Annotated in this window: 21 protein-coding genes; 16 read left to right on the top strand and 5 right to left on the bottom strand. The window is 53.6% G+C overall.

The features are described 5' to 3' along the window. Nucleotides 1-23: 23 nt before the first annotated feature. On the bottom strand, nucleotides 24-1,121 hold the full coding sequence (locus tag AC8GFZ_RS03445) for an LLM class flavin-dependent oxidoreductase (protein ID WP_506642356.1): 1,098 nt from the start codon (nucleotides 1,119-1,121) through the stop codon (nucleotides 24-26). Between the two features lie 153 nt (nucleotides 1,122-1,274). Between AC8GFZ_RS03445 and AC8GFZ_RS03450 the strand changes: the two genes are divergently transcribed. The 15 genes from AC8GFZ_RS03450 (at nucleotide 1,275) to AC8GFZ_RS03520 (ending at nucleotide 16,607) form a co-directional block, all read left to right on the top strand. Beyond that, nucleotides 1,275-1,805, top strand: a complete 531-nt coding sequence (locus tag AC8GFZ_RS03450; RefSeq protein ID WP_506644213.1) for a cytochrome b — start codon at nucleotides 1,275-1,277, stop codon at nucleotides 1,803-1,805. A 44-nt stretch (nucleotides 1,806-1,849) separates the two neighbouring features. Then, nucleotides 1,850-2,413 carry a YceI family protein gene (locus AC8GFZ_RS03455; RefSeq protein WP_506642359.1) on the top strand — a complete coding sequence of 188 codons (564 nt, stop codon included), beginning with the start codon at nucleotides 1,850-1,852 and terminating at the stop codon, nucleotides 2,411-2,413. 20 nt (nucleotides 2,414-2,433) lie between these two features. Beyond that, nucleotides 2,434-3,009: a YceI family protein gene (locus tag AC8GFZ_RS03460; RefSeq protein ID WP_506642361.1), complete on the top strand. Its 576-nt coding sequence runs from the start codon at nucleotides 2,434-2,436 to the stop codon at nucleotides 3,007-3,009. Between the two features lie 189 nt (nucleotides 3,010-3,198). After that, entirely contained in the window at nucleotides 3,199-4,251 is a 1,053-nt protein-coding gene (locus tag AC8GFZ_RS03465) for a TRAP transporter substrate-binding protein (RefSeq protein WP_506642363.1), read from the top strand. A gap of 46 nt (nucleotides 4,252-4,297) precedes the next feature. After that, the gene (locus AC8GFZ_RS03470) at nucleotides 4,298-4,795 is read left to right on the top strand and encodes a TRAP transporter small permease (RefSeq protein ID WP_506642365.1); all 498 of its coding nucleotides are present in this window, start codon (nucleotides 4,298-4,300) and stop codon (nucleotides 4,793-4,795) included. Continuing rightward, nucleotides 4,785-6,098 carry a TRAP transporter large permease gene (locus tag AC8GFZ_RS03475; protein WP_506642367.1) on the top strand — a complete coding sequence of 438 codons (1,314 nt, stop codon included), beginning with the start codon at nucleotides 4,785-4,787 and terminating at the stop codon, nucleotides 6,096-6,098. The genes AC8GFZ_RS03470 and AC8GFZ_RS03475 overlap by 11 nt, the downstream gene beginning before the upstream one ends. 46 nt (nucleotides 6,099-6,144) lie before the next feature. Beyond that, the gene (locus AC8GFZ_RS03480; RefSeq protein WP_506642369.1) at nucleotides 6,145-7,035 is read left to right on the top strand and encodes an amidohydrolase family protein; all 891 of its coding nucleotides are present in this window, start codon (nucleotides 6,145-6,147) and stop codon (nucleotides 7,033-7,035) included. Nucleotides 7,036-7,136: 101 nt separating this feature from the next. Continuing rightward, on the top strand, nucleotides 7,137-9,209 hold the full coding sequence (locus tag AC8GFZ_RS03485) for a hydantoinase/oxoprolinase family protein (RefSeq protein ID WP_506642371.1): 2,073 nt from the start codon (nucleotides 7,137-7,139) through the stop codon (nucleotides 9,207-9,209). Next, entirely contained in the window at nucleotides 9,202-11,124 is a 1,923-nt protein-coding gene (locus AC8GFZ_RS03490) for a hydantoinase B/oxoprolinase family protein (protein ID WP_506642373.1), read from the top strand. The genes AC8GFZ_RS03485 and AC8GFZ_RS03490 overlap by 8 nt, the downstream gene beginning before the upstream one ends. Beyond that, a complete protein-coding gene (locus AC8GFZ_RS03495; protein ID WP_506642375.1) occupies nucleotides 11,124-12,017 on the top strand; it encodes an IclR family transcriptional regulator in 894 nt (297 codons plus the stop codon). The genes AC8GFZ_RS03490 and AC8GFZ_RS03495 overlap by 1 nt, the downstream gene beginning before the upstream one ends. Before the next feature lie 46 nt (nucleotides 12,018-12,063). Further along, nucleotides 12,064-13,272 (top strand): ABC transporter substrate-binding protein, encoded by a 1,209-nt coding sequence (locus AC8GFZ_RS03500; RefSeq protein ID WP_506642377.1) that lies wholly within the window; start codon nucleotides 12,064-12,066, stop codon nucleotides 13,270-13,272. A 72-nt stretch (nucleotides 13,273-13,344) separates the two neighbouring features. Beyond that, nucleotides 13,345-14,226 carry a branched-chain amino acid ABC transporter permease gene (locus AC8GFZ_RS03505; protein ID WP_506642379.1) on the top strand — a complete coding sequence of 294 codons (882 nt, stop codon included), beginning with the start codon at nucleotides 13,345-13,347 and terminating at the stop codon, nucleotides 14,224-14,226. After that, nucleotides 14,223-15,200: a branched-chain amino acid ABC transporter permease gene (locus tag AC8GFZ_RS03510; RefSeq protein ID WP_506642381.1), complete on the top strand. Its 978-nt coding sequence runs from the start codon at nucleotides 14,223-14,225 to the stop codon at nucleotides 15,198-15,200. Before AC8GFZ_RS03505 ends, AC8GFZ_RS03510 begins: the two co-directional genes overlap by 4 nt. Further along, on the top strand, nucleotides 15,197-15,910 hold the full coding sequence (locus AC8GFZ_RS03515) for an ABC transporter ATP-binding protein (RefSeq protein WP_506642382.1): 714 nt from the start codon (nucleotides 15,197-15,199) through the stop codon (nucleotides 15,908-15,910). Before AC8GFZ_RS03510 ends, AC8GFZ_RS03515 begins: the two co-directional genes overlap by 4 nt. Then, entirely contained in the window at nucleotides 15,903-16,607 is a 705-nt protein-coding gene (locus AC8GFZ_RS03520; RefSeq protein ID WP_506642385.1) for an ABC transporter ATP-binding protein, read from the top strand. Before AC8GFZ_RS03515 ends, AC8GFZ_RS03520 begins: the two co-directional genes overlap by 8 nt. Nucleotides 16,608-16,684: 77 nt before the next feature. Here the strand turns inward: AC8GFZ_RS03520 and AC8GFZ_RS03525 are convergent, their stop codons facing one another. Then, a complete protein-coding gene (locus tag AC8GFZ_RS03525) occupies nucleotides 16,685-17,113 on the bottom strand; it encodes a helix-turn-helix domain-containing protein (RefSeq protein ID WP_506642387.1) in 429 nt (142 codons plus the stop codon). Between the two features lie 546 nt (nucleotides 17,114-17,659). On the opposite strand from AC8GFZ_RS03525, the gene AC8GFZ_RS03530 reads away from it, so the two are divergent. Continuing rightward, nucleotides 17,660-18,019 (top strand): H-NS histone family protein, encoded by a 360-nt coding sequence (locus AC8GFZ_RS03530; protein WP_506642389.1) that lies wholly within the window; start codon nucleotides 17,660-17,662, stop codon nucleotides 18,017-18,019. 120 nt (nucleotides 18,020-18,139) lie between these two features. On the opposite strand, the gene AC8GFZ_RS03535 is transcribed toward AC8GFZ_RS03530, so the two are convergent. The 3 genes from AC8GFZ_RS03535 to AC8GFZ_RS03545 all read right to left on the bottom strand — a co-directional run bounded on the left by AC8GFZ_RS03535 (nucleotide 18,140) and on the right by AC8GFZ_RS03545 (nucleotide 21,199). Continuing rightward, on the bottom strand, nucleotides 18,140-19,201 hold the full coding sequence (locus tag AC8GFZ_RS03535) for an O-antigen ligase family protein (protein ID WP_506644215.1): 1,062 nt from the start codon (nucleotides 19,199-19,201) through the stop codon (nucleotides 18,140-18,142). Between the two features lie 705 nt (nucleotides 19,202-19,906). Then, the gene (locus tag AC8GFZ_RS03540; protein WP_506642391.1) at nucleotides 19,907-20,359 is read right to left on the bottom strand and encodes a bacteriohemerythrin; all 453 of its coding nucleotides are present in this window, start codon (nucleotides 20,357-20,359) and stop codon (nucleotides 19,907-19,909) included. A gap of 57 nt (nucleotides 20,360-20,416) precedes the next feature. Further along, nucleotides 20,417-21,199, bottom strand: coding sequence for an IclR family transcriptional regulator (locus AC8GFZ_RS03545; protein WP_506642393.1), 783 nt, complete (start codon nucleotides 21,197-21,199; stop codon nucleotides 20,417-20,419). Between the last annotated feature and the right edge of the window lie 18 nt (nucleotides 21,200-21,217).

Consider the following 21,217-nt stretch of genomic DNA (forward strand, 5'->3'; position numbering starts at 1 on the left):
CGTTGCGACCTAGCTGAAAAGTTTCAAGCCGCCTTCGAGATGGGCTTGTGCATGGGCGGGTCGATGTGCGCAAAGTGCGGCATGACCTCATTGGCGATCAAATCCAAAGTTTGAAGGGCATCTTCGGTGCGATTGCCACCAAAGTTGATTTGCATCGATGGCTCCACCACGCCAAACTGATCCAAGTTGGCTTGCACCTGCTCGATCATGTCTTGCGGGGTGCCCACATATGCGGCTTTGTTGTCGATGATTTTTTGGGGCGTCATGGCCAAAATGTTGGCCACCATTTTGTCGTAGCCAGGGTATTGGTCAGAGGTCTTGCCCTCCCAAGACTGCACCGCCTCGGCAAAGGTTTCCAAGTAGCGCGTCATGATGCGCTCAAAACCTTCCCGGGCCTGGTCGCGAGAGCGTGAGATGCAGCAAAACTGTGACATTTGCACTTGTTCGGCACCCGGTGCGTGGCCTGAATCCGCCCACATTTGGCGGTACATCTTGACGTATTCCTGCAAGGTGCCGGGCTTGCCTGCGTAGGGCACGATCATGACGTTGAAGCCATTGCGCGCCGCATAGGTGAAGGATTCTTCAGACGAAATCGCCGCGATCCAAATCGGTGGGTGTGGTTGCTGAAAAGGCCTGGGCATGAGGTGCACATCGTCGAGGTGCCAAAACTTTCCCCGTGTTTGGACGCGGTCTTGGGTCCACAGTTGCTTGATCATGCCAATGGCCTCTTCAAACCGCGCTCGGCTTTCCTCCATGGGCACACCAAACACCTCAAACTCTTTGGGTAAAAAAGCCCGACCAAAACCTGCATCCAACCGGCCTCGGCTCATGTTGTCAAGCATGCTCAAGTCACCGGCCAAGTGCGCAGGGTGGTGAAACGCAGGAATTACCGCGCCGGTCATCACGCGGATGCGTTGCGTGCGCACGGCCAATGCAGACAAAAAGACGCTGGGGTTGGGCGAATGTCCGCCGTAGTCGTAGAACGAATGCTCGACCGTTTTAACGCTGTGAAAGCCCAACCGGTCTGCGGCCTCGGCCAAGGTGATGCATTGCTGATAGTAGTCAGCCGTGCTGCTGTCGCTGGGTCTGAAAGAAGGGAAAAAATTGATGCCAAATTTCATGGGGTGCCTTTGTGAGGTGCGGATAAAAAATGAAATAGACAGATCAACTCAAGAGAATCGGTCAAGGGACAGTTTAGGACTTCGTTGATATTATCCAATCGGTGTAAACAGCAATCATTTTTGATTGAACCCATGACATTGCATCGCTACCCCATGCTGGCCATCTTGCTTCACTGGCTCATTGCCCTGCTGTTGATCGGCAGTTTTACCATGGGTTTGCGCATGGTGGGGATGGACTTCAGCCCTGGAAAAATCAATACATACGCTTATCACAAATGGCTGGGTGTGACGATTTTTGGTCTGGTGGTGGTTCGGTTCTTTTACCGGCAGTTCAATCCCCCGCCTGCTTTGCCAAGCGGCATGCCCACCTGGCAAAAAAATGCCTCCTTTTTGTCCCACAGCCTTTTGTATGTGCTCCTATTTGTGGTTCCCTTGAGTGGGTGGATTTATTCATCGGCGGCCGGAGTCCCCACCGTGCCTTTTGGCCAACCTGCGCTGCAACTGCCTGATTTGCTTCAAAAAGACCCGGACTTGGCCACTGCCTTGAAGCAAGTACACTTTGTTTTAACGCGTCTGCTGATGGTGCTTATTTTTTTGCACATGGCCGCGGCGCTGAAACATCACTGGTGGGACAAGGATGGTGTCATGCACAGAATGCTTCCCAAAGTTAAGTTTTGGTCATGAATGATCGGCCATCGCTCGCCGAACCCCAGGGGTTTCCGCGACACATGATGAATTGGATGGTTGTTGCCAAATTCATCTTTTTGCTCCTGCTTGGCATTGCTTCACAGGCCGTTTTTGCAGCCCAAACGGTGGACACAGAACGCAGCGAAATCAGCTTTGGGTTCCAACAACAAGGGGTGCCTGGCGTTGGTAAATTCAACAAGTTTTCTGCTCAAGCCACCTTTGTACCCACCAAGCCAGAAAGCACCAAGGCCCGCGTCGACATCGACATGACCAGCGTGGACTTGGGAGACAAGGGGTGGAATCAGGATATTCAGACCTCATCATGGTTTGACACCCGACAATTTCCTGTCGCCAGCATCGTGGTGACGGGTGGAAAAATGCTTGCCCCAGGTCGATACGAGTCCCCCGGGAAATTGACCCTCAAGGGTGGGGTCCATGATGTGGTGGTGAGTTTTCGCAGCCGCATCGAGGGGGCTGCTTTGGTTCTTGAAGGAGATGTGCCCCTCAAAAGGGTGCCATTCAAGGTGGGTGATGGCGCTTGGGCAGATACCAGCGTTGTTGCCAATGAGGTGTCAGTGCGATTCAAACTGGTTTTTAAAAAATAATTCAACTTGGAGACACAAATATGAATAGCCTTGCAAAATTGGTTGTTTCGGCGGTGGTAACGGGTGGCTGTTGGGGTGCACTTGCTGCGCCAGTGGCCTACACGTTGGATCCCGACCACACCGTACCGAGGTTTTCAATTAACCACAACGGGTTTTCGAATCACGTCGGCATGTTCACCAAAGCAGCCGGTAAGGCAGTGCTCGATTTTTCGGCGCGCACGGGCAGCGTGGAAGTGACCATTCAGACCGCATCGTTCACATCAGGACATGCGTTCATGGAGAGTGTGGTCAGGGGCAAAGACTTTTTCAACGCTGAACAAATTCCCCTCATGACCTTCAAAGGGTCTCAGTTCACCTTCAAGGACGATAAGCCTGCCAGTGTGACCGGAGACCTGACCCTGATGGGTGTGACCCGGCCCGTCACACTCACCTTCACCAATTTCGCTTGTGGCCAACATCCGCGCAGCAAAAAAGATCAATGCGGTGGAAATTTATCCGGGTCGATCAAGCGTTCCGACTTTGACATGAAGGCCTATCTCCCCGTGATCGGTGACGAAGTGACCTTGATGATCCAGGTGGAAGCCTTCAAAGATTGATGGCTTTCAACGGGCCCGCGGCCAGTCCATTGGATGTTGTTTTGGCGTCGCCATGTGCCGTCGTGAACACAACTGATGTCTGCCACCTTCTTCAACCTTGGTTCTGGTTTACCCGTGTTCAGCTATGGCACATGGTTGATAAACTGAAACTGGTTATATCGGTCGATTAACTGATTTCAAGGAGACGAAATGACAATCTCAAGACGCCAATGGGTGACCCGCAGTGCAGTGGCGACGGGCATGGTGGCCTTTCCATCACTCGTTTTGCCGCAGCAAAAGTTCGAAGTCAAAGTGGCCAACTTTGTCGGCCCTCAACACTTTCAGTCACAGTGGTTGGTGAAGTGGGGTGAGACCTTGGAGAAAAAATCCAATGGACGACTGAGCTTTAAACACTTTCCCGGCGCGCAAATGGGGCCCACGCCCAAGCATTTTGATTTCGCCCGCGATGGCACGGCAGAAATGTCTTTCTTCTTGCATGGCTCAACGCCGGGTCGCTTTCAGCTGACCGAAATTGTCAATATGCCTTACCTGGTGGGCAGTGCCGAGATTGGCATCAAGGTGCTCAACGATCCAGAGTTGCGCGCCAAGTATTTGGATGCTGAGCACCGTGGGACCAAGGTGATGTTTTTGTTCACCCACCAACCTGGCAGCGTTCACACCACCAAAAAGGCCATTCGCAACCTGGATGATTTCAAAGGTCAGCGATTGCGATTTTCCACGCCGGCCATTCGAGAGTTCATCGCAGCTCTGGGGGCAACGCCTGTGGGGGTGCCGCCGACTGAAGTGGCCGAGCAGCTTCAAAAAGGCACGCTCGATGGTGCTTTTACCGACTACGGTGGTGCCGGCATTGCCTGGAAACTGGGTGGTATCTGCAAATTCACCACTGAGATGTATTGCTTTGTGTCCAGTTTTGCGGTGGTTGCCAACGAGGCATGGTTCGCCAAATTGCCGCCTGACTTGCAGGCCATGATCACCGAATCCGTGACCGGCATCGAACGTGAGATCGGACAAGGCTGGGACGCCTTGGATGTCCCCGGCAAAAAAGCCATGATGGATGGCGGTGGTGAGGGCATTCGTTTGGCCAAGGCCGAAGATGACAAGCTGAGAAAGATTGGCGCTGACATCACCGAGTCCAATTTAAAGGCCATGGAGGCCAAGGGCTTGCCGGCTCGTTCGGTCTACAACCTGATGAAGGTCTTGGCTGAAAAGCATGCCAAAACGTCCAAGAACTTTTGGGCATAAAGCTTTTGCAACACTTGTCATTTGAAGTCTCGGGTCGGCGGCAGGCATGAAGGCGCGAGACGGGGTTCAAAAGGGCTTGTTGGTCTTGGACAGCTTGGCTGTCCTCATGGTGTTGGTGATGGTGTTGCTCACCATCACCGACGTGACCATGCGCAAGTTTGTGGACAAACCCATGACCGGTGTGACCGAAATGGTTGAGCTGGCTTTGGGTGGGGCCTTCTTCTTTGCATTGCCAGGCGTTTTTTGGCGCTGTGCACACATCACCATGGACATCATTGACGACCATTTACCCCAGTGGCGTTTTGCCTTGCAACGCGTGGCGACGGTATTCAATGCCATCGTGTTAGTGGTTCTGGTTTGGCACATGTGGCAACCCATGCTGGACGTGATCTCTTTTGGCGACACCAGTGCCGACTTGCAAATTCCCAAGATCTGGTTCATGGCCCCGGCTTGGCTGGGAATTCTTTTGTCTTTGTTGGTGGTGATGCTCCAAATGTGGCTGGGCACAGAGCCTGCGTCGGCCAAGGACGAACATGGACATTGAAATCATTGGCCTGCTGGCTGTGGCGGGCTTATTGGTATTGATGTTTTTGCGGGTGCCCATTGCCATGGCCTTGCTCATCAGCGGGACCTTGGGTTATGCGGCCTCGCAAGGTTGGGGCGTGGCCTTGCGCACGCTGGCATCTGTGCCTTATGAACTCACGGGTGCCAATCCTGGCGTGGCTTACTCCTTCACCGTGGTGCCCTTGTTCATTTTCATGGGCGCGGTGGCTTCGCGCGCCAATATGTCCAGCGAATTGTTTGATGCAGCCAATGCAGTTTTCAGTGGGGTGCGGGGTGCATTGGCGGCGGCGACCATTGGCTCTTGCGCGGCTTTTTCGGCGATTTGTGGCTCCTCCATTGCCACGGCGGCCACCTTCTCTAAAGTGGCCATTCCGCAAATGCGCCGTTATGGTTACGACATGGAACTGGCCACTGGGGCGGTGGCATCGGCTGGCACCTTGGGCATTCTGATTCCGCCATCGCTTATTTTGGTGATTTATTCCCTGGTGGCCGAAGAGCCCATCGCCAAACTCTTCGCAGCCGCCATGATTCCGGGTATTTTGTTGGCCATCGCTTATGTATTGGTCATCGTCATTTTGGCCAAGCTCCACCCAGAGAAGATGCCTTTGACGCCCAGTTTGTCTTGGCGCTCACGCCTGAAGGCATTGATCGGGGTTTGGAAGCTCGCTGTGCTTTTTGTATTGGCGGTTGTCGGTATTTACCTGGGTTGGTTCAGCCCCACGGAGGCTGCAGCTGTGGCCTCCTTCACGGCCGTTGTGATCGGTGTGGCGACGCGAAGCTTGGGCTGGCGTGGTATTTGGGAGGCTGGGGTGGAGACCGTGCAAACCTCGGCCATGCTGTTTTTCATCGTCATCGGCGCATTCGTTTTCTCTCGCTTGATTGTGCTGACCCAGTTCCCGGTTTCTTTGGTCAATTTGGTGGAACGTTGGGAATGGTCCCCTTGGATGGTGATCCTGGCCATCGTGGCCTTGTATTTGATTTTGGGCACCTTTTTGGAAGAGGTCAGCACCTTGCTCATCACAGTGCCCGTGTTGTTGCCCTTGATCAAAAGCATTGGCTTTGATCCCATTTGGTTTGGCGTGTTTGTGACCGTCATGTCCACCGTGGGGCTGATTTCACCGCCGGTAGGGCTAACGGTGTTCGTGGTTCAAAGTCAAAACCCCGAGGTTCCTTTGCAAACGATTTTCAAAGGCGTGATGCCTTTTTTATACGCAGACATCTTGCTCTTGTTGGCCCTGGTCATGTACCCCCCATTGGCCACTTGGCTGCCGTCGGTGCTCTGAACGCATGATGGGGGCATTTTCTTCAAGAACAGACTCTCTTCAACCCATGCAGATACCCATTGTTGACGCCCATCACCACTTGTGGCGCAAAGCCGATTTGCCCTGGCTCAGCGGCCCGATGTTGCCGCGCATCTTTGGTGAATATGAGGCCATTCGCAGGGATTACTTGATCGATGAGTTTCGCCAAGACATGGTCCCATGCGGCGTGGTCAAGTCGGTCTATGTGCAAGCCAACTGGCCCGAAGCCGGGGCTTTGGACGAGGTGGCCTGGGTTCAATCTGTGTCCAATCAGCACCATTTTCCCCACGCCATCATTGGTTACGCCAATCTGGCTGATCCTCAGGTAGGGCGCTTGCTTGATGCGCAAATGGCCCACCCTGGGTTTCGGGGGGTGCGCCAACAACTGCATTGGCATCAAAACCCGCTCTACCGTTTTGCCCCTGCGCCAGATGCCTTTATGGATCCGCAGTGGCAGCGTGGTTTGGCCCAAGTGCAAGAGCGTGGCTTGATTTTTGAATTGCAGGTGTTTCCCAGCCAGATGGCCGATGCCGTTATGTTGGTGCGCCAATTTCCCAAACAGACCTTTGTGTTGCTGCATGCTGGCATGTTGGTTGACTTTGCACCCGAAACCATGCGCGCTTGGCGAACAGGCGTGCAAAACTTGGCCGATTGCCCCAACGTCTGTACCAAATTGTCGGCGCTCAGCACCTTTGCGCGCCGCTGCGATGTGGACATTTGGCAACCCACCGTTCAAGAAACTTTGTCCTTGTTTGGTGCTGAGCGCTGCATGTTTGGCAGCAATTTTCCGGTGGAAAAGTTGTGGACTTCATATGCCCACTTGGTGGATGTGATGCACCAATGCCTCAGGGATTACCCGGAGTCCACACAGCAAGCCGTTTGGCACGACACGGCCTCCCGCGTGTATCGACTCGGGTAAGCCCCATACTTGGCAAAAGGTAACGCTGTTATATTTTTCTTCATTGTCTTGGGGTTGAGCGATGTCCGCTTCAACTCACTTGGATGCTTGGAGTCTTTGATTTGAGCTCAGCCGCCACTGCCCGTATTGCCGCCGATGTGGGCGGAACATTCACCGATATAGCCATTTTTGACGAGTCCAATGGCGGCATCCGTTTGGGCAAATGCTTGACCACGCCGGCCCATTTGATCGAAGGCATTAACCAGGGGGTTCTCAAATCGGGTTCGGGTTTTGAGCAGGCGAACTTGTTTTTGCATGGAACCACGGTGGCGATCAACACCTTGTTGGAACGCACCGGGGCCAAAACGGCCTTGGTCACCACCAAAGGCTTTCGTGACATGTACGAAATTGGGCGGATCAACCGGCCCGAGGCTTACAACCTGTTTTTTCGCAAGCATCGCCCCTTGATTGATCGGGCTTTGCGCTATGAAGTGGATGAGCGACTGCTGGTCAGCGGCGAAGTTTTCAAGCCATTGCTGGAGTCTGAAATGGCGGCAGTGGCCGATCGCATGGCCGCCGAAGGGGTCGAGGCCATTGCCATCATGTTCATGCATTCGTACCGCAACCCGGCCCACGAAGTGGCCGCCAAAGCCTATTTCAGCCGGCGCTTCCCCCATTTGTTTGTGTCGGCTTCGCATGAGTTGTCTCAGGAATACCGCGAATACGAGCGCACCTCCACCATTGCCGCCAATGCCTATATTGGCCCCCGGGTGTCGTCGTATTTGACGGAAATTGTGGATCACTTGGCGGCCAAAAAGTTTGCAGGTGGTTTTCTCATCGTGCAGTCCACCGGGGGCTTGTACGACGCGGATGCTGCCGGACGCGAATGCATCCGCATGCTGGAGTCAGGGCCGGCGGCCGGCGTGATTGCGACCCGAGATTTGTGCCGGCGCATTGGCTTGCAAGATGCCATTGCCTTTGACATGGGGGGCACCACCGCCAAATCGGGCGTGATTTTGCGCGGCGACGTGATGATGACCACCACCTCGATGATTGGCGGGTATACCGAAGGTTTGCCGGTGCAAATCCCGATGATTGACATCCAAGAGGTGGGCACCGGTGGGGGCAGCATTGCCCGTTTGGCGGCGGGCAAGTCCTTGCGCGTGGGGCCGCAAAGTGCTGGCTCCGTGCCAGGCCCGGTATGTTATGGCTTGGGCGGTACCGAACCCACGGTGACCGACGCCAATTTGATTTTGGGGCGCTTGTCAGCCACGCGGTTCTTGGGTGGCGACATGCACCTCGATCTGGCCCTTGCCCAAGCGGCACTGCGTGAGCACATCGCCGACCCCCTGGGCATGTCGCTGGAGGAGGCCGCAGAAGGCATCATCCGCATTGCGGCCTCCACCATGTCATCGGTGGTCAAACGGGTGACCACAGAGCGCGGATTGGACGCCCGTGAGTTTCCGATGGTCGCCTTTGGTGGCGCCGGTCCCTTGCATGCGGTCTTGGTGGCGCGGGAACTGCAAATGCCCAAAGTGATCATTCCCAATGCGCCAGGGCATTTTTCTGCCTATGGCATGTTGGTCGCCGATTTGCGCCGCGACTATGTGAAAACCCGTTTTTTGCCTCTGGACCAGTTGGATTTCGATCTGGTGAACCGCTTGTGCAGCGAGATGGAGCAGCAAGGGCAAGCTGAAATTCGCCAAGCCGCTGTGCGGGTGGGAGACATCCATGTCGAGCGGGCTTTGGACATGCGCTATGTCGGGCAAGAGCATGCCGTGACCGTGGAAATTCCCACCCAGGTTTTTGAGCAAGGCAACAAGGGGGAAATCAAGCGTTTGTTTGATGCGGTGCATTTGCAGCGCTATGGTTACAGCTCCGATGCGGAAAAAGCAGAAATTGTCAGTATTCGAACTTCTGTGGTGGGCCACATGCCCAAGCCTGAGTTGGCCAAGTTGGCGGCAGGCTCGACCCAGCCCCAGGTCAAGCCAGCCCGAAGACCGATTTTTTTCACGGCAGAAACAGGTTGGCAAGAGGCGGATGTCTATCAGCGCGACCATCTCCAGACGGGCAACCGAATCGACGGGCCATGCCTTATCGAGGAATATGCATCCACCACCGTGGTCATGCCTGGTGACCGCGTGGAAGTGGATGGGTTTGGTAACTTGATCATTGAGGTGAATAACCATGGCTGAAACGCACAAAATTGATGCGGTGACCACTGAAATCATTCGCAATGGCATGGTGGCTGCGACCGAGGAGATGAAGTCCAACCTCATGCGAACCGCCTACAACATGATCATTTACGAAGCCCTGGATTTCACGGTGGGCATCTTTGATCGTGCAGGCAACACGGTGTCGATTGGCATTGGTTTGCCCATGTTCATCCGAGGCATGAGCAACACGGTCAAACGCATGATTGCCCATTTTGGTTACGACCAAATTGAGGATGGCGACGTGTTGCTGACCAACGATGCTTACATCACCGGCAGTCACCTCAACCACATGACCTTTGTGGTGCCCGTGTTCTTCGAAGGTGAAATCGTTGGTTTTTCCGCTTGCATGGCGCATTGGCAGGACATCGGCGGCACGCTGGATGGCATGACCTTCGACATCTTCTCCGAAGGCCTGCAAATGCCGATCGTCAAGATTTACCGCAAGGGCGTACCGAATGCGGAAATTTTCCAAATCATTGAAATCAATGTGCGCATTCCTGAGCGCGCCATGGGTGATTTGCGCGCGCAGATCGCTGCCGTCAAAACAGGTGAGCGACGCGTGTTGGAGATGTTGCACAAATATGGCCACGCCACTGTGGTTCAGGCCATCGAGCGTATTTTTGACCAAGGCGAAGCAGGTTCTCGTGCCCTGGTGGCTGCCATTCCCGATGGTGTTTACGAGGCCGAGTCGTTTTTGGACGATGACGGGGTTGACATGGGCAAGCGCATTGCCATCCGCGTCAAAGTCACGGTGGCTGGCGATGAAATGACCATCGATTTGTCGGGTGTCAGTGATCAGGTGCGCGGGTTTTACAACTCGGGCGAGTCAGCGGGCATTGCTTGTGCACAAGTGGCTTTCAAATGCTTGATGGCGCCCAATGAGTTGCCTATCAACGATGGCTGTTTTCGCCCGCTCAAAGTGATCTTGCCCGAGGGCAAGGTGGTCAACGCGCGCAGGCCGGCACCCATGCGGTGGTGGATGACCTTTCCCATGACCGTGGTCGACACCGTCTTTCGTGCCCTGGCGCCGGCCATCCCTGAGCGGGTCATTGCCGGCCACCATGCTGATCTGGTGATTGCCTCTATTCACGGTCGGCAACCGGCAGACAACCGACTGTTCCTGTATTTGGGTGGACTGATTGGCGGCGGCTGGGGGGCCAAATTCAACGAAGATGGCATGAGCGCCACCATTGCCATCAACGATGGCGATACCCACAATGGACCATCCGAGCAAGTAGAAGCCAAATACCCCTTGCTGGTGGAGAAATACCAACTGCGACCGGATTCGGGCGGGGCCGGCACATTCCGAGGCGGTTTGGGCACCGAGCAAACCATCCGGGTCATGTCCGACATCATGTTCAATACACAAATTGAACGGGTCGAATGCCGCCCATGGGGCTTGTTTGGCGGCCTGTCTGCCTTTGGCAACGAAGTTTGCATTCAACGCAAGGGCGAAGAAGAGGTGGTGTACAAAACCGGCAAAGTGTTTTCGCAGACCCTTCGCAGTGGAGATGCTTGGACCTTGCGTTCGGGCGGCGGCGGCGGCTACGGGACTCCCACCGAGCGCAACACCAGCAGCGTGGAAGACGATGTGCGCAATGGGTATGTCAGTGGCGAGATGGCGCACAAGTTGTATGGGGTGGTGCTCGATGCCAAAACAGGCCGCGCCCAAGCCACGGCCACCGCTGAATTGCGTGACTACATGCGGGCCAATCATTTGCCCGTGGATCAGCCCTACACCAGCCAAGCCACAGACCCCGGGGGCACCGACCCCCAACTGTCGCGCCGCGTGCGTCAAAGCTCGCCCCACCAGGCTTTGTTTTCTTTCGAGGCGCGCGAATTCCAAGCCGAAGTCCGGGCTGCCGGTTTGCTGGTGGATCGTTGCTGCAGCTGATGGACAAACCCCGCGTTCAGCGACTGCGCACCCGGCATTTGGAGCCGTTTGCGACCGATGCCGATGGTGGCAAATTGCCCGGCGGCGTTTTGTCGTTGCGACGTGGTTTGCGCCTGCTGGAGTTGCTGGGTGAAGGCGAGGGCGGCTGGAGTTTGGCAGATTTGGCCCGCCAACTCGAGGTGAACAAAGCCATTGCTTTGCGTTTGCTTGATGAGTTGCGGCATGCCGCTTATGTGTACCGGGATGACACGTCCGAAACTTACCACCTGACGTACAAATTGAGCAATTTGGGCTTGCGCAAGCTGTCGCAAACCCGGGTGCTGGACCAAACCAATGGTGTCTTGCGCGAGTTGGCCAATGAAACCGGTGAGTTGGTGCGCTTGGCCGTGGTTGAACCCGAACAGCGTTTGACATGGGTTTTGGCCTTCACTGGCGCGCGCCGAAGCTTGCACATCGACCCCAACTACCGACTCAGCATTGGTTACAACACCCATGCGGCTGGAAAAGCGTGGTTGGCGCAATTGCCGATCGATCAGGTTTGGCCGATTTTGTTGCGCGAGGGGCTGGAGCCTTTGACCCCTCACACCAAGACCGATCGCATGGCCATTGAGGCCGATTTGAAGCAATGCCAAGTGCGAGGTTTTGCCACCAGCGATGAAGAAAATGAGTTGGGGGTGCGTGCCATAGCCGCACCCATCACCATTTTGAAGCTCACCGGTGAGCGCCATTGCGTGGGGGTGGTCAGCGTGGCTGCACCCACCTCTCGCATGTCCCAACCAGAACTAGAAGCCCATGCCTCGTTGCTCATGGCCACAGTAGCGCGTTTGGGTGAGATTTGGCCCATGGATGCCAAGTCCCAATCAATGCCACCGATGTACAAAACGGCCCATTGACAGAATTTCCCCCGCAAGTCCAGAACCTTTAACCCAGGAGACAGCCATGAAAAAAACCTTCTTTCACCCACTGGCCGCGGCCATTGCCCTCAGCGCTGCGGCGTTGTGCACGGGTGGTGCGCAAGCGCAATCAGGCAACCCGATCAAAATCGGTTTTGTCACTGAGCTGACCGGACCTTGGACCTTTTTCGGTACCAGCTGCGTGGCCGGCTTGAAAATGGCGACTGATGAAATCAACAAAGCTGGCGGTGTGCTCAAGCGTCCTTTGGAGTTCATCGTCACCGATAACCAAACCAACTCTTCACAAGCCCTGGCGGCATCGCGCAATTTGGATGTGAACGATAAAGTGCTGGCTTTGAGCGGACCCACCAGCTCGGATGTGGCCTTGGCCATGTATGGTTATGCCGAGCAGCAAAAATTGCCATTCTTGGTTCCGGTGGCCGCATTCCCTCAATTGACCAAGCCTGGTACCAAATACACATTCCGCATTGAGCCCGATGCTGCTGGTTGGGGTTATGCGATGGCCAAATACATCGAACAGGTCAAGCCTGGCGCCAAAGTGGCCTTGATGCACTCGGATGCGGCTCTGATGCGCGCCATCATGGCGGGTTTCAGATACCAAGCACCACGCTCCAAACTGAGCATCGTTTCGGATATTTTGTTTCCACAAGGCTCCAGCGATGCGACGGTGCAAGCCGCTCAAGTGCGTGCATCCAATCCTGACTACGTCATCGTCAGTGGTGCCGGCGCCTTTGACAACGTATTGACCAATCAATTGTTGGATTTGGGTATCAAGCCGCAGCAAATCATCCACCCCTATGGGATCACGACTCAGGTTTTTGGCTGGGGCTCTAGAAGTGTGGGTTCCATTTATGGCACCTTTTTCGACCATGGCATTGATGCCCTGACCAAAGAGGGCAAAGACTTCATCAGCCGTTTTGATGCCGCCAACGGTCGCCCGCCTTCATATGTTGAAAACTACTGTTATGTCACCCCTTATATTTTCAAAGAAGCCATTGAAAAAGCGGGTACCGCTGATGACCGCGAAAAGTTGCGCAATGCCTTATCGGCTTTGAAGACCAAGGAACACACCACTGGGGTGCCCATCGAGTTTGATAAAAATGGTGCGCGCAAAGAGTACATGTATTTCATGGAAATCCAATCGGTCAATGGCAAGCGCACTTATCAATCGAAACAGCGCTATTACATCGAATGGGATCCCGAGGTGATTCCCGTTTATGACCTGGTGAAGTAACAACTCTGATGGGCAGTCCCTCGCTGGAAAGCGTGTGACTGCCCAGACGGTGATGGACCACAAGGAATTTTGATGACCGATGCGCAATTGCTGATACTGCTCTCGACACTGTCGACAGGGTTGATCCTGGGGGCTATTTTTTCATTGGTTGCAGCTGGCGTGACCATTGTTTATGGGTGTGTGTGGCTTCCCAACGCCAGCAACGGGCAATTCTTCTTGCTTGCGTCTTTGGTGGCGTGGACCTTTACCGCCTCTTTGGGGTGGAGCAGTTGGCTGGCGGCCATTGCCGTGATTGTTTTGGGAATTGGCTTATCGTATTTGCTGGAGTGGATTTTGATCCGCCGCTTATATGACACGCCGAACCGAAATGTGGCTTATTTTGTGGTGACTCTGGGCATGACACAGATCATGACGGGCATCTTTTCCTTGACCTATGCCAAATGGAGCGATCAATTCAGCCTGCCCCCTGTGGTTGACGGAATATCCATGTTGGGGCCTTTCCCTTTGTCCAACAACCGTTTGCTGGTGATGGTTGTCAGCTTATTTGTTTTGGTGGCTTTGTTTGCCTTGCTGCGCTACCACCCTTATGGCCGAGCCTTGCGGGCGGTGTTTCAAAATCGCGAAGCGGCAGCGCTCAGAGGTGTCGACGTCCGCTCCATTTACCGCCTGTCGTTTGTCTTGGGCTCCACCATTATTTTCTTGGGCGGCATCTTGTTCGCCTTGGCATACAGCTTTGATTTGACCGTGGCTTGGACCATGTCCATCACGGCTTTTGCCATCATGATCATCGGTGGCCCTGGCTCTGTCATCGGGGCCTTGGTGGTTGGAATGACGTTTGGATTTACCCAAGCCATTGTGAGTATTTTTGCCAGTCCCACCGCAGCGACCTTTTCATATTTGGGAGCGATGTTGGTGATTCTCTTGTTCCGTCCCAGTGGGTTGTTCAAACGATGAAGTTGCATTCCAAAACCATCATTGGGTTATTCGTACTCATGGCGCTGATGCTTCCATTGGCGGCATCGGGCAATAAATTTTTTGCCTTTGTGCTGGGCATGACCTTCATCAGTTTGTTGTGGGCCACTGGCATGAATTTGATGTACGGCTATGTGGGTCTGATGCCGCTGATGTTTGCTGGCGTGGCGGGGGTGGCCGGTTATGCGATGGTTCATTTCACCCGCACGTTGGGTTGGTCGTTTTGGCTCGCCATGCCGGTGGCTTCCCTGTTGGCAGCTGCTGTGGGTGTGGCTTTGGGCTTGCCGTCGTTGCGACTCAAAGGGTTTTATTTCACCTTGTGCTCTTTGGTGATCCAGACGGTTTTGACCTTGGCATTTATATTTTTCCCCACCTACACCAACGGCGACACAGGCATCAATCAAGTGGCTCCGCCAGACTGGTTTGGCGGGGAGCTCACTGGTTTGGGCATGGACATGATGTTGGCCGTGGTGGCGGTTGCTGGGGTGCTTTTTTGCGCTTGGCTGGTCAAAACACCATTGGGGCAAAGATTTGTGGCCATTCGTGAAGATGATGTGCTCGCCGAAGGACTTGGCATCCAGGTTGTCCGCTGCAAAATCATTGCCTTTTTCATCGTGTCTTTGTACGCGGGCATTGGCGGTTGCTTCTATGCAGCCTATGTGGGCTTCATATCACCCCGCGCCTACGATGTGTTGGTGTCCATGAACATCTGGTTGTTTGTGGCTTTTGGTGGCCGAGCCACGATTGCGGGGCCGATCATTGGCACAGCGATTTTGGCGCCCATTCCATTCTTGCTGCAAGATTTGCAAGCGTTCAAAGATATTTTGTCGGGCGTGCTCATCATTGTGGTGACCTTGATGATGCCAGGCGGCATTTATGGTGCTTATGTGGCTTGGCGTTCACGTCAAGCCCACGTGGCCAGTGATGGTGACAAGGTGCAGGAGCAACGGGTATGAAGCTGCTTGATGTCAATGGATTGTCCAAAAGCTTCGGTGGTGTCGCTGCTTTGCGACAGGTAGAAGGACACTCAGTGGTCGGTGAGACCCTGGGCATGATTGGGCCCAATGGGTCGGGTAAAACCACCTTTGTCAATATCGTCAGCGGCCATGTCCAACCTGACATGGGCAGCCTCACTTTTGACGGCATCGATATTGCTGGGAAAAACCCACATCAACTCGCGGCGATTGGTTTGTGCAGAACTTATCAGGCTGTGCGTGTTTTCTCATCGTTGTCGACCCAGCAGAACATCGATAACGCTCGTTTGTTGCTGAACCACAGGGGTTTGGATCAGGCAGAGTTGAGCGAATTGCTGGATTGGCTGAAGCTTGATCACGTCTTGGGAAAGAGTGCTGGCAGCTTAACCTTGTTTGAGCAGCGTCGATTGGAGTTGTTGATGCGCTTGGTTCTCAAACCCAAGCTCATCATGCTTGATGAACCGGTTGGGGGTTTGGCTGTGACTGAAGTGATTGAGATGATTCAGTTGCTCAAACAACTCAAGGCACGTTGTTCTATTTTTGTGATTGAACACACCATGCGGGTGATCAAAGAGTTGGCCGATCGGGTTATGGTGTTGATCGCTGGCGAAAAAGTGGCGGATGGCCCCCCATTGGATATTTTGAAAAACAAGCGCGTGGTGGACGAATACCTGGGGGCTCAGCATGCTTGAGGTCAAAGATTTGGTGATCAGATATGGCCCATTCTTGGCGTGTGATCGCATCAGCATCGAAGTCAAAGCCGGTGAAATTGTGGGCGTCATTGGTCCCAATGGTGCGGGTAAAAGTTCTGTTGTCAGGGCCATTACGGGCTTGGTGAAGCCCGCCTCAGGCAGTGTGAGCTTTTTGGGGCAATCCACCTTGGATAGGCCTGTGCATGAATTGATTCGCCAAGGTTTGTCATTGGTGCCCGAGGGCCGTGGGCTGTTCCCCCAAATGTCGGTGGAGGAAAACCTATTGATGGGTGGTTATTCTTTGACAAGCAAAACACGACGCAAGCAGTTGATGGACAACTGCTACGAATTGTTTCCCATTCTCAAAGAGCGCCGAAATCAATATGCGGGCACCTTGTCTGGCGGTCAGCAACAGATGGTTGCCGTTTCAGTGGGCTTGATGGGGGACCCCAAATTTTGCATTTTCGATGAACCCTCTTTGGGTTTGGCGCCCATCGTGATCCAGCAAATTGGCGAGACCTTGCAAAAAATGCGGGCCTTGAACCTCACGGTTTTATTGATTGAACAAAACGCCATGTTGGCCAGCCATGTGGCAGACCGCATTTACATCATGTCAGCGGGCCGAGTGCAGTTTCACGATACTCCGGCCAGTTTGATGCAAAACCCGGAAGTGATTGAAAAGTTTCTCAGTGCATGAGGGATGGCGCTTGATTCCACGGATGAAGTTGCCATGAAATGTTCTTGCGAAAAGACAGATGCATCCGGCTGGCAAGATTAATTTGACGCCAAAACTTTCTCGACTTCACGTTTGCCCATTTTTCTCACGGCAGAAATGGCTTTGAGTTGACTGGCACGGGGCTTGGCCTTGCCCTGCTCCCATTTGTATATTGATTGACCACTGACCCCGATCAGTGCCCCCATTTCGTTGGCTGTGAGGCCCAGTTTTTTCCGCAACGCGGCAAAGCCGCTAACCCGAAAGCGAAGGCTCTCGGTCGCATTGGTCGCTTCAGATGGGCGCGTTGAGGGAATTTGTTTGTGAAGCTTCTTGGTCAGGCTCTCGAGCACGCTCAACCGCCGTTTAAGAGCGGCGATGTCTGAGCGAAATTGCGCATTGGATTTTTTGAGGGCAGTTGTTTCAGCACGCGTCTCTTTTTTTGCGATGCGTCCGATTTCAGACTTCAATTGCGTTGCAAACGTGCTCATGTCGATGATCCCAAATGAAAGGCGTTATCTTACCCAAAATGTCGGATTCGATCTATATCGCTCAAGTGGTGTTGAAATGATCGCAGGTTGGGTCGTCTGGTTGATAACAAATCAAAGTCGATATTTTTTGAATCCACATTTCTTGATACGGGGACATCAGAATAACCCCCTCCAGAAACCGAATTTCTAAAATCAAATGATTCGAAGAATAATTATTTAAGATCACTTAAAACAGAAATTTTGAAAATCAATGGCCTTTCACATGCCACTGCCATGCCTCATTGACGTGAATATCTGACCTGCGACATTCTTTTGCTGGCGAGAATTTATACCTTTTTGGGCGATCAATGATGCTTGTTCAACGGCCCATTTCTGAGCGTCCATTAATCGAGCCAGATAGGACCGTATGGCGCAGAGGCCCAAAAATAATTGTTGTAATGCGTTCGTGATAAAAATCATTGATTTTTATTGTTGTAAAATAAACCCTGAATCTCATAATGAGATGGGATTAATTTCAATTTAACTTTATTTAGGAGCATATTCAACATGGCTACTTCTGTTGCATCACAACTCGCCAAATTGCGCAAAGAGCGTGAAGCCCTTGAAAAGCGCGAAAAAGCCTTGCAAACCCGTACCCATACACGCGCCATTGAGAAAATTCTTGCAATCGCCAAGGATGCAGGTTTGTCTGCTGCTGATATTTCTGCGGCCATGGGCGGTGGTAAAAAGAAATCAGCCAAAACCAAAGTCGCGGGTGCAGTCAAAAAGGCTGGCCCACGTGGAAAAGTGGCTCCCAAATACAAAAACCCTGCCGATGCTTCGCAAACTTGGACCGGGCGTGGCAAATCGCCGGTATGGGTTCAGGCTTTGAAGAATGCAGGAACCTTGGATTCGGCCCTGATTTAATTATCTATTTGCCCATCCACCAGGCTTATGTCGTGCTACACGATATAAGCTTTTTTTTGTGCTTATAAATTTCAACCGCAAGGACCCAGTGTGGTGGGCAGGTGAACCTTTAGGCCAGGCTCATGGCGACATGGACAAGGCCTTGACCTTGCGCTGCAGTAAATTTTCGGCGGCTTGGTCGCCAAGGTGGATCCGGCATTCTTTTTCCAAAGCCCACTGGGTGGGATTTTGCCAGCGCTTGCCCATTTCCAAGATGTCATCGCACAGGCCGTAGAGGGGCGTTTTATCGTTAGCAGGGATGCGTCGTGGGATATGCAAGATATTGAATTGATCGGTTGCAAAGGTCTTGAAGATGGGGTGATCGAATTCGCGCTCCATGGGAGGCGATAAATGGGTTTCGCCCCAATGGATCAAGCCTGGTCGGTGTTTCCAGGCTTGGTGACTAACCCAGCCAGTATCAACCAGCGTTATAGCGGCCCCCAATGCCAATGCAAATATGCTTGTGATGGTTGCTTTTCGGGGCCAGGTGGACGTCGACACCCATGGAAACTGCCTCAATGGCGGAGATGGCATTCCAGATACCAACACCATGCACCAAAGCCATATGTGTGCCGTGGAGGAATGGAATGGAAATTCCGTCAACTGGTGAAGGCTGATCGGTAACAAGCAAGCCACCCAAGGCAGGCTGTGCCAAGATTGCTGGAGACTGAACCAGACGATCACCAAGACCCAAGGCCCCACAACCCCTAAAACACCGATGGCGCCAGTCTCAACCGCCCACAATAAAACCTCGTTGTGAGGGTGGCCCAGATTGGGCGTGTAGTACAGCTGTTTGCCAGCCTCGATCAACTGCACAAACACTGGGACGATTTTTTCTGAAAATGTTCCCAAGCCATGTCCCCACCATGGAGATTGCCACCATAAATGTGTGCTGGCATGAATAAAGCTCAGGCGATAGGTGGTGGAAGGCCCCTGAAAAACGTCCCAGAGTCGATCGATCACATTTCCCAGCCATGCCGCCAGCAGCGCTGCCATGACCAAGCTGGTGAGACACAACCACCCAAATCGTTTGTTTTGGGGGCTGTACCAATGGATCCAAATGCCCAGTAGCAGCATTGATGCGGACAATCCCAAAATACCCACCCGAGACCCAGACTTGAACACGATAAAAACGTGAAGCATGGTGAGGAGGAGCAATCCGATGGACCGCCAAGATTTGATGGGTGAGTCTTGGCGCAGTTGCTGCCAGAGCGTGAAAATGATCGATGTGGCCAAAAAGCTGGCCAGCAAATTGGGCTGTTGAAACCCGCCTTGGGCCGCACGCAAGGGCAGGGGCAAAGACAACCACCAGGCATTCCATGCCAAGTATTCGGGACCCAACAGGGTGAGCAAGCAAAGCACGCTGGTCCCTGACAGCAACACCAGGCTGATCACACTCCAGTGAAACCGCGTCCATGCCATCTGCGTTAGGCCAATGGAGAAGCAGGCCATCAAGCCCAATACCAGGCCGGCCAACCAAGGGTAGTGGGGGAAACTGCCCACCGGTACCCACGCGGCATGAATTCCGATCACCAGGGGAGGAATGAGCAAAACGCCCCATACAGGAGTCCACCGGATTTGCCAACTGGAAAACACCTTAGCCCAGCAAGAAGCGCAGGCCAGGCACAACATCGCCGCAACAAAAAAATTCCGGGGAATTAAATTGTTGCCCAGATTGGGCAAATTCCATTGCAGCACTCCCCACGACACCAAGGCTGTGATGGCCAGCATGCGCACATCTGCGGCTTGCCTGAAAAAATCTTTGGGGTTGTTCAGCATGGTGTGGGGCCATCAGCGTGTTCGGCGACACAGATGCTCAGAGCCTGGGGTTGTCATGCCCCGTTGCGTTCAGCGCAGTTGCAAATTGCGCCGCAGCACCACAGGTTTTCCGCCCAGGCTTCGTTTGCACATCCAATGGGCCAATGCGGAATCCAAATGGTCAGCATGAGAAGGAAACCATCGGATCAATTCATCAATCAGACTGCGGCCATAGGCATATTGCCCATCGTTGACCAACGCCAGCACTTCTTCGATGGATTTCATCACCGCCGCATGTTCATCGATATGGCAATCCCTGGGCGGAAACTCCGTTTCCACCATGAGTTGGTTTTCCAGGTCGAAGTGAGACTTGGCGTGTTGTGCAAACAGGGCCAACAAAGGGGGCAAATCTTGGTCTTGCGCCGCCTCCATTTGCCTGACCAAATCAACAAACTCTTCATGGGTCTCATCGATGGGGCGGTAACCCAAAATGAATTTATCGCTCCATACAAAGGCTTCTTCTGTGGTGGGGCCTGGTGTCATGTTTGGTGAAGTGGTTTCAGAGGTAATTTGGGGGGGGACTGGGCGCCCAGTTCCCCCCTAGAAGGGTTTGCGGTGGCCCAAGGCCAGGGATATTTGCTGTGCGGTGGCTTGCAGTTTAGGGCGCCACTCGTCGCTCATCCGATCGCTGGGGGCTGAGATGGACAAACCGGCCACCAACTTGGATTGGTCATCGTAAATGCCCGCTGCCAAACAGCGCACGCCCAATTCCAGCTCTTCGTTGTCATGCGCAACGCCGTATTGCCGCACTTTGGACAACTCCCGCTCGAGGATATTGATTTGGGTGATGCTGTTGCGGGTTTGACCATTCAAGCCCGTTCTTGTGGCATAGGCGCGTACTTTTTGAATGTCATCCACCGACAAAAAAAGTTTGCCCACGGAAGTCAAATGCAAGGGGGCTCTGCCACCAATGGCACGCACGACTTGCATGCCAGAGCGTTCACTGAAAGCCCGTTCGATATAAATGATTTCATCACCTTGGCGCACACTGAGGTTGATGGGTTGCTGAATTTGGCGGTGCAGTTCACGCATGGGCAGCAAGGCGGCATCGCGCACATTCAGTCGGCCTTTGACCAAATTGCCCAATTCCAGCAACCGCATGCCTAGCCGGTAACTGCCAGCCTCGGGGCGGTCGACAAAACGACCACAGGCCAAGTCGTTGAGAATTCGATGGGCTGTCGAGGGATGCAGGCCGCTTTTTTCACTGATTTCTTTGAGTGAAACCGCCTCCTCTCGAGATGACAAAACATCAATCAGGGTAAAGATCCGTTCTATGACTTGAATCGATGGGGTGGCTGAATTGAGGGCATCAACTTTTCGCATTGTGCAATTTTAGCGGAT

Source organism: Limnohabitans rimovensis (SeqCode), assembly GCF_965234775.1.
GTDB lineage: Bacteria > Pseudomonadota > Gammaproteobacteria > Burkholderiales > Burkholderiaceae_C > Limnohabitans > Limnohabitans rimovensis.